Genomic DNA, 14,237 nt, shown 5'->3' with positions numbered 1-14,237 from the left:
GTAAGCGAATGGGAGCGCGCACGGTGCGGTACGGAATTGTGTTGTTCACCAGTGACCGGGGCATTACGCCCGCCGATGCGGCCGCGGCCGCCGAACAAGCCGGATTCGACGCCTTCTACGTGCCCGAGCACACCCATATCCCGGTGGTTCGGGCGGCGGCGCATCCGCGCACCGGGGATGCGAGCCTGCCCGACGACCGCTATCTGCGCACCCTGGACCCGTGGGTCGCGCTGGCCACCGCGGCGGCGGTCACCAGCCGGATCACACTGTCCACCGCGGTCGCGCTGCCCGCCGAACACCATCCGATCACCCTGGCCAAAACCCTCGCCTCGCTCGATCATCTGTCCGGCGGCCGGGTCAGCCTCGGTGTCGGTTTCGGCTGGAATACCGACGAAATGGCACATCACGGCGTGCCCGCGAATAAGCGCAGGACGGTATTGCGTGAACATCTGGATGCCATGCGTGCGTTGTGGTCGGAGGAGGAGGCCAGCTTCGCAGGGCAATTCGTGAATTTCGGGGCGAGTTGGTCCTGGCCGAAGCCGGTGCAGAAACGGATTCCGGTGATTCTCGGCGCGGCCGGGACCGAGCAGTCGTTCACCTGGCTGGCCAAGAACGCGGACGGCTGGCTCACCACCCCCACCGAGGACGGTCTCGGGGAGAAGATCGAACTGCTGCACCGGGTTTGGCGCGAACACGAGCGTGAGGGCAGTCCGGAAATCATCGCACTGGCCGGACGTCACGATGCGACGCAGCTCGCGCAGTGGGCCGAATTGGGCATCACCGAAGCGGTTTTCGGTCTGCCGGATCGCGATGCCGACGACGTGCGCGCATACCTGACCCGCCTCGCCGGAAAGCTCGGTCTCGAAGCAGCCCGCTGACAGCGGTTGATGTCAGCGGGCTGTCTCGCTATCCGCGTCGTCTGCGCGCGACGAGCAATCCGACCAGCACACCGGCCACGCCGATGAGCACGACGCCGATCACGGCGACCGCGATCAGGCCGGTCGATGAATTCGACTCGGACGCCCGCGATTCCGCCACCGCGGGAGCCGCGCCGGGCGTTCGGCTCGTCGGCGTTTTCACACCGGTCGAATTCTCACCGAAAACACCATCGCCGATGGTGCTCGCGTACTTCGGACCGCTCTCCACGGCATCGGTGACGGTGAGATCCAATTGCACCGGTACCGGACGGTTTTCCCCCGTTTCGAAGGTCGAGCCGAGTTTGACGGCGATGTAGTACCAACCGGCGACCGCTTCGCGTCGTGACTCCAACTGGTCGGCCTTGCGGTTGTTGTACCGAATCGGCACGGTGGCTATCGCCTTGTTCGTGGGCAGTACACCCTCGGTGCCGGTATAGGACGAGAAGTCCGAATCGATCTCTTCGCGGATCGGGCTGTAGAGGCTGGTTCGGATATTGGAGAGGTTGTCGAGTCCGCGACCGCCATTGGCCCCGAACCGAACTCGATATGCCAGGCCCTGGCCCCAGTCCAATCTGATGCGATAGAACACGAATTCACCCGGCTGGAGCGTATCGGTATAGCGACCGCTGCTCGGCAGCGTACCGGCCACGGTGAACGATGAGCCGCCGGATACCGGTGTACCGGCACCGCTCGGTTCGACGAAGGTCGTCGGGGGAGCGACCGCGACCGGACCGGCGTCGGTCACCGCGGGTTCGATACCGACGACCAGTTCGATCGGAAGTCGTTCCGGCACACCGGCGGACACCTTGTCCCAGGTCAGTTGGAAGTAGTAGCGGCCGCCACCCTTGCACTTGTCGGAGCCGCCATTGCTCTCCTTGGTCGCACCGTCGAAAGCCTTGGCCACGGTGAGCGCGGCGCCGTCGCTGGATTTGGTGGACAGCTCGGACTCGAAGACATTGCAGTCCGCACCGTCCGCGCCGTAAACGCGCATCTGCAGCGTGTTCAGATCGTCGGTCGAGGAGATATCACGCAGTCGCGGAAACGAGAGGGTGCCACTGAAATACACGGTCGCACCCGCCGGGACATCGACCGCCCAGTAGCGCTTTTCCCGCTGTCCGATGGTGTCCAGATACTGGCCGGGCGTAGCGACCGGTGCCGCGCCGTAGGTCGGGGCACCGGTGATCGGTATGCCGACGGCTCGGTAATTGCGCAGGGCGGCCGAGGATATGCGCGGCAGCGTGCGTTCGAGTGCCGGGCCGTCGGCGGCGTCGCTGTAGGTACCGCCGGTGGCCTGCGCCATGCAGGTCAGCTGCGCGCGGGCCTTGGCGTCGACGGCGAACCCGATGGTGTGCACGATGAGATCGAGCCCCTGCTTTTTCAATTCGCGGGCAACTTCACAGGGGTCGGGCGGGGAGCAGGTGTCGTCGCCGTCGGAGACGAGGACGATCGAGCGCGGTCCGGATTTGGGCAATGTGTCGGCGGCCTGGCGCAGCGCGGTGCCCATCGGTGTCCAGCCGCTGGCCTTGATCGCGTCGACCGCGCTGGTCAGTGCGGTCCGGTCGAGGGTTTCGGGTTTGTGCAGGACCTGGACGTCGCGGCAGCCGGATGTCTTCTCCGCCTCGGTATTTCCGGTGCTTGTGCCGTAAACGGTCAGTCCCACTCGGGCTTCCGCTGGCGCGGCGCCGACGAAGTTCCGCACGGCGTTCTTGGCGGCATCCATCATGGTGCCCGCCGGATCGGGACGCTGCATGGAGCCGGACGCGTCCAGAATGAGCATGGTCGGCGCGTACTGCGGGCTGTCCGGACTCTGTTGTGCCTGGGCGGGCAGCGCCGCCACGGCGAGTCCGAGCAAACCCGCGGCCGTTGCCGCGGTCAGTCGGGTAAGGCGCTGGGTAATTCTCGACATATGCCTCGTCTGCTTGTTTCGCTTTGATAACGGCGCCGACGTTACCCATACCTATCAGGTCTTCCCATCGGTGAAACGAGTGTCGGCGTTGCCGATCGGCGATCTCGGCCGGTCGAGGTGCTTCCGGTGTCGATGAGACATTCCGGATCTCGGCGCAGCGATTGCCGTGGTGCAGGAGTTCGTCGACGTGCGATAGCGCCCCGCAACGAGTGGTGACACTCGATGCGGGGCGCCGCAATCCGAATCTCAGCGCAGATCGCGGCGGCGGAAGCCGACGATCCCGGCCCCGAGCAGCACCACCACGATCCCGAGCAGCCACAGGACGGGCGTGGCCTCGAATGCTGAGCCGGGCAGCTTCGGCGAATGGGTGAAGGGAACCAGATCACGGACCCATTGCGGGAGGCCGTCGAGCGCGCCGATGACGAAGATGATGATCATCGTGCTCAACACACCCCAGGCGACCGGCGTGTAGCGCGGCGCGAACCCGTAGATCGCCACCGTGATCGCGGTCAGCACCCACACCGCGGGCAGTTGTACCGCCGCGGCACCGAGGCAATCGCCCAGTTTGCCCGCCAGATCGCCGTCCGACATTCCGTAGATGACGCCGACCGCCGCACCCGCGAGGAACAACAGCACCACCGGTCCGAGCAGCGCGATGCCGATATGGCTGAACGCGTAGCGTTCTCGGCTCACCGAACCGGCCAGTGTGGCCTCGGCGCGCTGGCTGGACTCCTCGTCGTGCAGCCGCAGCACCGCCGAGATGGAGTAGGCCGATGCCGCGATGGCCAGCATGCTGAGGGCGAAGGTGATGAACGAATTCTGCAGCACATCGGTGCCGCCCATCCGATTGATCACATCGCGGACCTGCTTGCTGTTGTCGAGCATATCGCCGACGCTGTTGAGGGCACCGCCCATCAGCGATCCGTAGAGCAGGAAGCCGATGGACCAGGCCAGCAGCGAGCCGCGCTGCAGCCGCCAAGCCAGTCCCGACGGACCGGAGAGCGTGGGCGCCGCGACCGGTGCGCCGGGGCGCTCGGCGAGCAGGCCCGAGCCCGTATCACGTTGCCGCAGCAGCATATACGCGGCAACAGTGGTCGCGATGGCGACGGTGACCAGCGGGATCAGCACCCACCAGCGCTCATCCGCATACGGCCGCATATTGATACACCAGCCGAGGGGCGAAAACCACGACAGCACACCGTTCCCAGCGTCGCCGACCGCGCGCAGCGCGAAGGCCGTGCCGAGTGCGCCGAACGCTACTCCGCGTGCGACTCGCGCACCCACGCTCACCTGTGCCGCGACGGCGGCGACCCCGGCCCAGGCCAGACCGGAGCAGCCGAGCGTCGCACCGTAGGCCAGCGAACCGGCGGCGGGCAGGTCACTGCCGTACAGCGACAGGGCACTCAGGATGCCGACGATCAGACATCCGGTCGCCGTCATGACCATGGCGGCGGTCAACCCGGCATAGCGGCCGATGCTGGTGGCGCCGACCAATTCCGCGCGACCGGACTCCTCCTCGACCCGGGTGTGCCGGATGACGGTGAGGATCGTCGCGATCGCGAACATCGCGTAGAACGGGCCGGCCTTCCACAGTCCGACCGAGCCGAGGTCGGTGCTGAAGACCGGCCCGTACATGGCGACGAGCGCCGGGCTTTCCATGACGGACTTCGCCGCGTGATCGAGGTCGGCCTGTGTGGTGTAGACGGCCTTGGCGCTGCTGACGTAGAAGGCGGGCAGCAGTCCGAAGGCAAGTACCCACAGTGGCAATACGATTCGGTCGCGACGCAGGAACAGTCGCAGCAATTGGGCGGTACCGGCGAAGTCGGCCGACCCGCGCGCGGCGGGCGCGGCATAATGCCTGCCGCCCACGGTTGCGGTTGTCATGATCCCACCTTCTCCATGGTCGCCCGCGCCTGCTCGGACGTCGCGCCATCGACGTGGTAATGCCGCATGAACAGCTCCTCCAGCGTCGGCGGCGCACTGGTAAGGCTGCGCACTCCGACATCTCCGAGGATCCGGATCAACTCTCCGAGATGTTCCCCGTCCACCTGGCAGCGCACCGTCGAACCGTCGCGTTCGATGTCCTCGACACCGGGAACGCGGCTGAGATCGCCTGGGTCGCCGAGCAATTCGGCGGTGATGGAGGTGCGCGACAGGTGTCGCATCTCCGACAGCGATCCGCTCTCCACGGTGCGTCCGGCCCGAATAATGGTCACCCGGTCACACAGCACTTCCACCTCGGAGAGGATATGGCTGGAGAGCAGCACCGTGGTGCCGCGTTGTTTGGCCTCTTCGACGCATTCGCGAAATACCTGTTCCATCAACGGATCGAGGCCGGAGGTCGGCTCGTCGAGTAGCAGCAGGCGCACATCGGACGCGAGCGCGGAGATCAATGCGACCTTCTGCCGGTTGCCTTTCGAGTAGGTGCGCGCCTTCTTGCGCGGATCCAGATCGAATCGCTCGATGAGTTCGGTACGACGCTGCGGGTTGATTTCCCCGCGCATTCTGGCCAGTAGGTCGATGGTCTCCCCGCCGGACAGCGACGGCCACAGCGTGACATCGCCTGGCACATAAGCGATTTCACGATGCAGCTCGACCGCATCGGTCCACGGGTCGCGCCCCAGCAACCGGGCCTCGCCGGAGCTGGCCCGCAAAATGCCGAGCAGAATGCGGATCGTGGTCGACTTACCCGCGCCGTTCGGGCCGAGGAAGCCATGGATTTCGCCCTCGCGGACCGCGAGATCCAGCCCGGTCAGGGCGGCGAAGTGGCCGAAGTTCTTGTGCAGATCGCGAACTTCGATGATGTCGGACATCAGATCTCCTTGGTAAGGGTATCCAAAATCGTTGGGTCGGTGAGGAATCCCTGGGTGTAGAGCTCCGCGGCGGGCAGCACGAACTCCTCGGTCAAGCTGCGAACGAGCTTGCGGTAGTCGAGCTTTTCGCCGCGTTGCTGCAGCAGGGTGAAGTACAGGACGGTCGCGCCGACATTGACCATCGTCAGATATCTGGCCCGCGCGGCCGGATCGCGGCTCGGCTTGAGGGTGCCCGCCTCGACGCCTGCCTGGATGTACTCCTCGGCATCCGAGATCATGTGCTCGAGCAGTGATTCGGCCAACGGCCCGCCCGCTTGCAGGCTGCGCACCATGTAGGCGACCAGCGGGCCGTATGTCTCGATCTCGGACATCGCGGTGAGCATGCCCTTGGCGACGTTCGTCTCGGTGGCGGCCTTCCACTTCTGGTCCCGGATCAACTCCAGCACCCGCTCGTCGCAGGCGGCCCGCAGGCCGTCCTTGGAGCCGAAGTGATGGTTCACCAGTCCGGGGGAGACACCGGCCGCTGCGGCGATGGCGCGCACTCCGACCTGGAATCCGTTGTCACCGAACACCTCGATCGCGATATCGCGAATACGGGCGGCGGTGCTGAGATCCGAATTCGGGGTCGGCGTCACGCGGCGCCTCCTAGCTCGGCGGGTCCTTGCGATACGGCTCTCTGGTTGAACACATGTTTAGTATATTAAACACGCGTTCAACGGTAAAGCAAGAGTTCGGCGAAGATGTCATGTCACGATATTTGCGATCGCAGAATCCGCTGGTCAGCGCCTTGGCCGCGGCTGGTGGGGGTGGCATGTCATCCGCGCGATCCGGTCGCTGGATGGCGGCGAAACGCTAGTGTCGGTGCCATGGCTGACACCGAGATTCCCTCGACATCGGACCACCTGCGCGATGCACTCGACGGCCCATGGCGCGCGGTGCGCGCCGAAGCCCGGGTGCGGCTGGCCGACGACCGGTTTTCCGGCGACCCCGCTCTCGACTACCGCGCGGCCCGAGCCAGGGTGCTCGAGCAGATGCGCTCGATCGCGACGATGGGATACGCGGAGGCCGGTTTCCGGCGGCAGCACGGGGGCACGGGGGAGCCGGGTGCGGCGGTGGTCGGGCTGGAGATGCTGGCCTATGCGGACCTGTCGCTGTGGGTGAAATCCGGCGTGCAGTGGGGTTTATTCGGCGGCGCGGTGGAGAATCTCGGGACCGAACGGCACCGCGATGTGGTCAAGCGGTTGATATCACTGGATCTGCTCGGCTGTTTCGCGATGACCGAATCCGGACACGGCAGCGATGTCGCGAATCTGGAGACGACCGCGACCTACGATCCGCAGACCCAGGAGTTCGTCATCGACTCGCCGACACCGTCGGCACGCAAGGACTACATCGGCGGTGCGGCCGAACACGCAAGGATGGCAGCGGTTTTCGCGCAGTTGATCACCGAGGGAAAGAGTCAGGGCGTGCACTGCTTGCTGGTGCCGATCCGGGACGAACACGGCGCCGACCTGCCGGGCGTGACCACCTACGACGACGGTCTCAAGGGCGGCCTGCTCGGTGTCGACAACGGCCGCATCGTCTTCGATCAGGTCCGCATTCCCCGGGAGAACCTGCTCAACCGGTACGCCGATGTCGCGCCCGACGGCACCTACAGCTCCGATATCGAGAATCCGAGCCGCCGGTTCTTCACCACGCTGGGCACTTTGGTGCGCGGGCGGGTGAGCGTCGGGGGCGCGGCCGCGGCGGGTGCCCGGGTCGCCTTGAGCATTGCCACACGGTATGCCCTGAGGCGACGCCAATTCTCGGATCCGGACAGCGGCCAGGAGACCTTGCTGCTGGACTACCGCAGTCATCAGCGACGGCTGCTGCCCTTGATCGCACGGTCGTACGCCCTCGCGTTCGCACAGAACGATCTGGTCCGCCGCATGCACCTGGTGCAGACCGGTCAGGATCTGGATCCCGGCGCGCAGCGCGCACTGGAGAAGCGGGCCGCCGGACTCAAGGTCGCACAGACCAGGTTCGCCACCCGCGCCATCCAGGAATGCCGCGAAGCATGCGGCGGCGCCGGGTATCTCACCGAGAATCGCCTGGTCACCCTCAAGGCCGATACCGACGTATTCACCACCTTCGAGGGCGACAATGTCGTGCTCACCCAGTTGGTGGCCAAGGAACTGCTCACCGCCTACTCCGATGAGATCCGCGATCTGGACGCGCTCGGCTGGGTGCGCTTCGCCGCCACCATGGCCGGTGATGTGGTGCGCAAGCGTTCCGGTGTGCGCCAACTGATCCAGACGCTGCGCGACCGAAGTGACGACACCGTCGACGACGGCGATCTTTCCCGCCGCTCGGTGCAGCTGCAGTTATTCGCCGACCGCGAGGACTATCTGGTGCGTACCGCCGGTCACCGCCTGCGCGCCCGCGCGAAGGACACCACACCGTTCGAGGCGTTCAACAATGCGCAGGACCATATTCTCGCCGCGGGCACCGCGCACATCGACCGACTGATCCTCGAGGAGTTCATCGAAGGTATTGCCGGAATCGAGGATCCGCAGGCCCGCGAACTCGCCGAGACGGTATGCGATCTGTACGTCTACTCGATGCTCGAGGAGAACCAGGCGTGGTTCATCATGCACCGGTTCATGTCGGTCGAGCGTGCGAAGGCCGTGCGTCGGGGCGTCAATGAACTGGTCGACCGGCTGCGACCGGATGCGTTGATGCTGGTCGAGGGCATGGGAGTGCCGGAGAGCATGCTGCGGGCGGCGCTGCTGGATGATGCCAGCGTGTTCGACCGGACGAGTAGCCCTACGACGGTGTAGCGGTGTCCGTGGGCGCCTTCTGCGCACGGAGAAATCGCTCGGTGAGCTTCCAGCACCCGACGACCAGCGCGACCGCCACCGCCGCGCCGCCGAGAATATCGGTGGGCAGGTGATAGCCGAGGCCGATCATGCCGACCGCGGCGCAGACCAGTGCGGCGGTGGCGATCACGATGGTGACCACCCGCGCTCGGGTCGAGTCCGTCAGCACGACGAATGCGGTGGCGATCGCGACCAGATGCACGGTATGTCCGCTCGGATACGCGAGATAGTCGTGCAGCGGTCGATCCCACAGCGGTTTGAGCACCCAGCTGTTGAGTCCGACCACGAACTCGGGAATCGCCACCATCGCCACCGTCCGCCCCCACTGTCCCCGATAGCCGAACCAGGCGGCGGCCGCGAGCAATAGCGGGATAAGGATGTAGCCATTGCTCGGGATCACCAGCGCCTCGTAGCCCCCGGGATGGTCGTCCAGCGCCGAATGGATCGGCTGGGTGAGCGCGCGATCCAGATCGGTGGCAGCGCCGTCGCCGGGAAAGGTCAGCGGCAGCGCAACCACGACACCGAGGCCGACGAGCACCACGCACAGCGCGACCAGGTTCGTCCGGACCCGGCCGAGCCATCCCTCGCGTTTCAGGATCACCGCTCGACGATAGGGCACTCGCGAACGGCTCCTCCGTCGCGGGATCACGGTCCGCCGTCGGGATCGATCGGGACTCGGCGGATTCGGGCGGGCCTCGGCGCAATCCGGTCCGGCGACCTGTGCGTCCACTGTCTGCTGTACCGCGGATCCGACAATCGGCCGGACGGTGGCGCATCGGATCCGACGCGTACAGCGAATGCACCCCGTCACTTTCAACCGGTGTCCTCCGAAGTCTCCGATAGTGTGAGATCGGCGACAACCTGGACCGTGAGGGGGCCACCATGGTTGACCACAGATCGGCGCGGCTACCGCTCCCGCCGTTGGGGAACTATCGGCTGCCGAGCCTGATCGGCAGGGATGCCGAGCGTGTCGAGATCGCCCGACTGCTGACGGATCCGCGGGTCCGCCTGCTGACCCTCACCGGCACCGCGGGTGTCGGCAAGAGTCGGCTTGCCCGAGAAGTGCTGGCGGACAACGAATTCCGCACCTGCCTGGCGGCGGTCGCGAACCTCGGCGAGGTCGTCGATCGCGCGGGCGCGTGGCATGCGGTCCTGGACTCGGCCGGACAGCGCCCGCTCGGCTCGGTCGAACGCCCGCGCACCGATGCGCGGACCGCGCTGACGATATTGGCGGCCAGGATCAGCACCTGCCGCGCCATCGTCTTGCTGGACAACTGCGATCGCCTGGCCGCTGAGCTTTCGGCAGATGTCGCATGGCTGCTCGAACGCTGTCCGCACCTGGTCCTCGTCGCGACGAGCCGGGTGCCGCTGCACCTGTACTGCGAATGTGTGCTGTGCATCGCGCCGCTGCCGACCGGCGACGGCAACCGCGATTACTACCCGGCGTCCTCGCCCGGCGCGCAACTGTTGCTCGCCAGCATCGACAGTCACTACCGCGAGGCCGCCGCGGTGGCCGATCGCCTGGTGCTCGACGAGATCGTCCGCGCACTCGACGGCGTCCCGTTGGCGCTGGAACTGGCTGCCACCAGCATTTCTCGCCTGGGACCCGTCGGCACACTGCAGCGCATCGCCGCGGGCGTCGATCTGCCCGAGTCGACCTTCGTCGATCTGCCTGCGCGGCATCGGACCATGCGCGCCGCCGTCGCATGGAGTTTACCCGATGTCGGCGGCGAGGCGCTGGATCTGCTGCTGCGATTGTCGCTGTGCGAGGCGACGATCGACGCGGAGATCGCGTGTCTGCTCGGGACCGGCGATCCTGAACGCACCGGCACCGCACTCGCCGCACTCGTCGATCACAGTCTGCTGCACCATGCGGTGTTGGAAAGCGGCGGTATCGGCTACCGGTTCGTCAGCACAGTCCGCGCGTACTGTCGCGTCGCACTGCGCGTTGATACCCAACGCGCGGAAGTGATTCGGCGCGAGCACGTCGATCGGATCTGCGCACTCGCCGAGCTGCTCGGTGCCCGCATGCAGCAGCACGAACACCGCGTCGCCGCCTTGGCGCTCGTGGGCACCCACCTGCGTGACGTGCTCTCGGTGCTGTGCCAGCTGATCGCCACCGGCGAAGGTGCGCGTGCCGTCCGCACCGCCGTCGCGCTGCAGTGCGCGTGGATCCAGCACGGATATCTGATCGAACTCGAGACGGTGCTCGCCAATGCGCTCGCCTCGGGAGACCGTGGACTCGGCTCGCCCGGCGAAGCGGCACCGCGATGTCTGGAACTGCTCGGCAACCTGGCACTGCACTCGGGACGAATCGTGCGCGCGGTCGGCCTGCTCACCAATGCCGGTGCCGCATATGAGCGATTCGACAATATCGGCGGTGCGCGACGGTGCGCGGTGTCGCTCGCCATTGCGCTGCGCGGCTGTGGCGATCTCGATGCCGCGGCGCGTGCACTCGCGACCGCGCGGTCGGCCGACCTGCCGCTGTCCTGGTCCCGATGGCTCGATATCGGTACCGCACTGCTGAACATCCCGGATCCGCCGCGGCTGGACGATACGACTTGGTCGCGACTGCGAGATCGATTGCGGCTGTGTGATACTCCGATCCAACTCGACGGACTGCTGATGCTCGCGCGCAGCCAGCTCGGCGTGGGCACCGCGGCGCGCGCCCAGGAGCTGTATCGCGAGGTACTCGAACACGACGAGCTGGCATCGCATGTACTGTCGGCGATCATCGCATTGGAAGGCTGCGCTCGGGCCTATCGCAGCGCGGGCGTCTGCGAAACCGAGGCCGCGACGCTCACCATCGCCGCTCGGCATCTGCGTGCGGCACATGGCATTCCGCAATTGGACCACGACCAGCGCCTGACCGAATATCGGAATGTGCTGGGCGAGTCCGGATTTCGGCAGGCGATACAGTCCGGGTCCGAAATGAGCCTGGCAGACGCGGTGGCCTACGCGCGCACCGCGGCGACCCTGACCGTACCTGTCGAATCGCCACTGGACGCACTCACCAACCGGCAGCGCGAAATCGCGGAACTGGTCGCCACCGGCATGACCAACCGCATGATCGCGACACAGCTGCGGATCTCGGAATGGACCGTGGTCAACCACGTCCGGCAGGTGATGCTCAAACTGGACTGTCCGTCGCGACTACACGTCGCCCTCGTGGTCGAGCGCGGACCCAATGCACAACCCGGCGTGGAGCAGCCGACGCCCGTCGGACCGGCTCGTGATCACCCCGGCCCGTAAGTCAGTACCGCGGTGATCACGAACCAGATCACCCACGCGAAGGCGATGAGCATGCCCACCGCCAGGGTGATGCGCATGAACGCTCGGCCGAGATCCATATCGCCGGCCTGTCGCGGATACAGCTTCCACGGGCTGTACCAGGGCGCCTCGATGACCAGAGGCGATGCGTCGGCGTCCTTTTCGGCCTGCGCCAACTCCACGGCATAGGCCTCCGCCTGCGCCTGCTGTGGGCCGCCGTGCCACAGCGTGATATCGATCGGTCCGAGGAAACCCTCGTTGATCAGATCCTGTGGAGCGGGCAGATAGGGCAGGATGCCGAGGCTGCGGAAGGCCGCCGCGACATCGTTGGCCGTCCACAGATGGATGTTCTGCTCGGATTCGGCCAGCGTCTCGAAATAATGCCGCAGCCGTTCCGGATCGGTGCCGAGGATCACATCGAAACTCGGATCGCTCCACTCCTGTTTGATCGACAGCTCGGCACCGCGCAGTGGCACGATCAGCGCGACACCGTGCACCGCGCGCTGACCGAGACCGCGTGCGGCCAGCCAATTCTGCAGTGCGAGTGTGTGTTCGCGCGATTTGTCCAGCGGGGTGCGGCGATCACGGGCCTCGCTGGCGATCGGCTGTCCGGAGATCGTCCACGGTCCGCTGAGCGGCACCTCCAGCACACCGTCCTGGCGTGCGACCAGCGCCTCGGCCTCGATCACCACGCAACTCGTCGGAGTCCAGACCACCGCGTCGAACTGATGCAGCCGATCATTGTGGAACAGACTGCAATTGACCGTGGCGACGCCATGTGGGCTGGCCGGATCCTTCCAGGTGCGCAGCCAGTCGATCAGCGCCCGCTCGGCATTGGTGCCTGCCGGGTTCTGTACTCGCACGAGCATTCGCGACCACCCTTCACGTCATCACTCGATGGTGGCAAGGATACGGACAACACGGCCCGGTTCGCCGCGGCTACGACCAGACGCGGCGTGTCACCGCGGTTGTTCGGCAGTTATCTTTCCAGCCCGCACCGCATCGACCAATTCGGCGTGGTCGGCCTCGGTCCGGTCGGCATAGCGGACAGCGAAGCTCGCGACGGCATCCTCGAATGCCTCGTCACCGTCGAAATATCCGGCGAGCAAGCGCGGATCGAGGGAACGCGAATGTGCGCGGGCCAACAGCGCACCGGCCAGCCTGCCGTAATCGTCGAGATCATCCGAGGACAGCTCCGCCGGATCGATACTGCCCTTCATATTGCGGAACTGGCGCACTGTGAACGGCAGTTCGCCGGTCGCCGATCGCAGTGTGGTCCAGCCGAGCAGGATATCGGTCTCCGACTGAACCAGCCTGGCGCCCTGCACGATTCGCTCACCCTCGTGCGTGGGCGGCGGTGCGGGCAGGAACGGGGCCAGGGCCGAAGGGTTGGCCTGTTTCAGCTGCAGAACCAGCGCCTCGCCATCATTGCCGTGCAGCAGCGCCACATAGCTGCGCAGTCCGACGCTTCCGGTGCCGACAATGCGGAAGGCGGTGTCGGACACCGCGAATCGGGCCAGCAGATTGCGTCGGGACTCGTGCAGGGTATCGCCGTAGTCCTCCAGTCCGTCGATGATCGCCTCGGCGACCTCGGCATCGACCGGCGTGAGAATCGGTGGGTCACTGACGAATCGGTGTTTGCTGATCCCGGTCTCGTGATCCTCCAGATGTTCGGTCCACTTCTCGACCACTTTGGCGCTGGTGTTCTTGCGCGCCTTCTTCGCGGCCTTCTTGAAATCGTCGAGCAGATCGTCGGCCCTGGCCCGACTGATGATCGACTCGTCTGGCAGCGCACTCCACGATTCCATGAACGGTCGCTCGGCCAGATGATCGATGGCAAGACGATAGGACCGCGCGGCATCCCGCGCGGCCCGCAGACAATCGTCTTCGGCCGCACCGCCTTCGCGGCCCGCTAGCACCAGGCTGGCCGCGAGCCGCTCCAGATCCCACTCCCACGGGCCGAGTATCGTCTCGTCGAAATCATTGATGTCCATGATGATTTCGCCGCGCGGTGTCCCGTACAGCCCGAAATTCGCGGCATGCGCGTCACCACAGATCTGCGCGGGCACGCCGGTATTCGGGCTGCCCGCGAGATCGGCGGCCATCAGACCGGCCGCACCGCGATAGAAGGTGAACGGTGAGGCGAGCATGCGACCAACTCGCAGCGGCACCAGATGCGGTAACCGACCGGCATTGCTCGCCGCCATGAATTCGAGCACATCCGGTCGCTCGGACCAGGTGGCCGCTCGATCCCGGGCACGGACCGGAACCCGCTGGCGCAGCGCCCGTCCGCGGGCGCGGACCTCCTCGGCGGAAACATACGAGCGAAGATCGATACCACTGTCCAACACTGTGTCGATTTTGCCGCGCCTGCGGCGCGGCGGGTTCGCGGCCCCCTGGTGTCTCGCGTCCGAGCCGTCGAGTCAAGCGCCCGCGGGCGCCAGGGCGGGGGCCGGGCGGGACCGCCGACGGC

10 protein-coding genes are annotated in these 14,237 nt (G+C 66.2%); 3 read left to right on the top strand and 7 right to left on the bottom strand.

Annotated features, from left to right (window positions below; genetic code table 11):
• Positions 1–23: 23 nt before the first annotated feature.
• Positions 24–878 (top strand): TIGR03619 family F420-dependent LLM class oxidoreductase, encoded by an 855-nt coding sequence (locus tag AB0L58_RS06045; protein WP_364381868.1) that lies wholly within the window; start codon positions 24–26, stop codon positions 876–878.
• Positions 879–906: 28 nt separating this feature from the next.
• Here AB0L58_RS06045 and AB0L58_RS06040 read toward each other — a convergent pair whose 3' ends face one another.
• The 4 genes from AB0L58_RS06040 to AB0L58_RS06025 all read right to left on the bottom strand — a co-directional run bounded on the left by AB0L58_RS06040 (position 907) and on the right by AB0L58_RS06025 (position 6,178).
• Positions 907–2,823, bottom strand: coding sequence for a VWA domain-containing protein (locus tag AB0L58_RS06040; protein ID WP_364381865.1), 1,917 nt, complete (start codon positions 2,821–2,823; stop codon positions 907–909).
• 246 nt (positions 2,824–3,069) lie between these two features.
• Positions 3,070–4,707 (bottom strand): ABC transporter permease, encoded by a 1,638-nt coding sequence (locus AB0L58_RS06035; RefSeq protein ID WP_364381862.1) that lies wholly within the window; start codon positions 4,705–4,707, stop codon positions 3,070–3,072.
• Complete coding sequence (locus AB0L58_RS06030; protein ID WP_364381859.1) at positions 4,704–5,636, bottom strand: ABC transporter ATP-binding protein; 933 nt, start codon at positions 5,634–5,636, stop codon at positions 4,704–4,706. Before AB0L58_RS06030 ends, AB0L58_RS06035 begins: the two co-directional genes overlap by 4 nt.
• The gene (locus tag AB0L58_RS06025) at positions 5,636–6,178 is read right to left on the bottom strand and encodes a TetR family transcriptional regulator (RefSeq protein ID WP_364383174.1); all 543 of its coding nucleotides are present in this window, start codon (positions 6,176–6,178) and stop codon (positions 5,636–5,638) included. The genes AB0L58_RS06030 and AB0L58_RS06025 overlap by 1 nt, the downstream gene beginning before the upstream one ends.
• Before the next feature lie 339 nt (positions 6,179–6,517).
• On the opposite strand from AB0L58_RS06025, the gene AB0L58_RS06020 reads away from it, so the two are divergent.
• Complete coding sequence (locus tag AB0L58_RS06020) at positions 6,518–8,455, top strand: acyl-CoA dehydrogenase (RefSeq protein WP_364383171.1); 1,938 nt, start codon at positions 6,518–6,520, stop codon at positions 8,453–8,455.
• Here the strand turns inward: AB0L58_RS06020 and AB0L58_RS06015 are convergent.
• On the bottom strand, positions 8,442–9,095 hold the full coding sequence (locus AB0L58_RS06015) for a phosphatase PAP2 family protein (RefSeq protein WP_364381856.1): 654 nt from the start codon (positions 9,093–9,095) through the stop codon (positions 8,442–8,444). The two genes, AB0L58_RS06020 and AB0L58_RS06015, sit on opposite strands and share 14 nt — an antisense overlap.
• A gap of 281 nt (positions 9,096–9,376) precedes the next feature.
• On the opposite strand from AB0L58_RS06015, the gene AB0L58_RS06010 reads away from it, so the two are divergent.
• On the top strand, positions 9,377–11,746 hold the full coding sequence (locus tag AB0L58_RS06010; protein WP_364381853.1) for a LuxR C-terminal-related transcriptional regulator: 2,370 nt from the start codon (positions 9,377–9,379) through the stop codon (positions 11,744–11,746).
• On the opposite strand, the gene AB0L58_RS06005 is transcribed toward AB0L58_RS06010, so the two are convergent.
• Complete coding sequence (locus tag AB0L58_RS06005; RefSeq protein WP_364381850.1) at positions 11,731–12,633, bottom strand: nuclease-related domain-containing protein; 903 nt, start codon at positions 12,631–12,633, stop codon at positions 11,731–11,733. The genes AB0L58_RS06010 and AB0L58_RS06005 overlap by 16 nt on opposite strands.
• Before the next feature lie 90 nt (positions 12,634–12,723).
• On the bottom strand, positions 12,724–14,115 hold the full coding sequence (locus tag AB0L58_RS06000; protein WP_364381847.1) for a DUF2252 domain-containing protein: 1,392 nt from the start codon (positions 14,113–14,115) through the stop codon (positions 12,724–12,726).
• Between the last annotated feature and the right edge of the window lie 122 nt (positions 14,116–14,237).

The organism is Nocardia sp. NPDC052112, from assembly GCF_040680135.1.
Taxonomy (GTDB): domain Bacteria; phylum Actinomycetota; class Actinomycetes; order Mycobacteriales; family Mycobacteriaceae; genus Nocardia.
Note: the sequence above shows the minus strand (reverse complement) of the source record. Positions and strands in the feature narration are given on the sequence as shown.

Coding starts and splice junctions, on each gene's coding strand:
- AB0L58_RS06040 (WP_364381865.1), bottom strand. CDS start 2,823: ATGTCGAGAATTACCCAGCGCCTTACCCGACTGACCGCGGCAACGGCC.
- AB0L58_RS06035 (WP_364381862.1), bottom strand. CDS start 4,707: ATGACAACCGCAACCGTGGGCGGCAGGCATTATGCCGCGCCCGCCGCG.
- AB0L58_RS06030 (WP_364381859.1), bottom strand. CDS start 5,636: ATGTCCGACATCATCGAAGTTCGCGATCTGCACAAGAACTTCGGCCAC.
- AB0L58_RS06010 (WP_364381853.1), top strand. CDS start 9,377: ATGGTTGACCACAGATCGGCGCGGCTACCGCTCCCGCCGTTGGGGAAC.
- AB0L58_RS06005 (WP_364381850.1), bottom strand. CDS start 12,633: ATGCTCGTGCGAGTACAGAACCCGGCAGGCACCAATGCCGAGCGGGCG.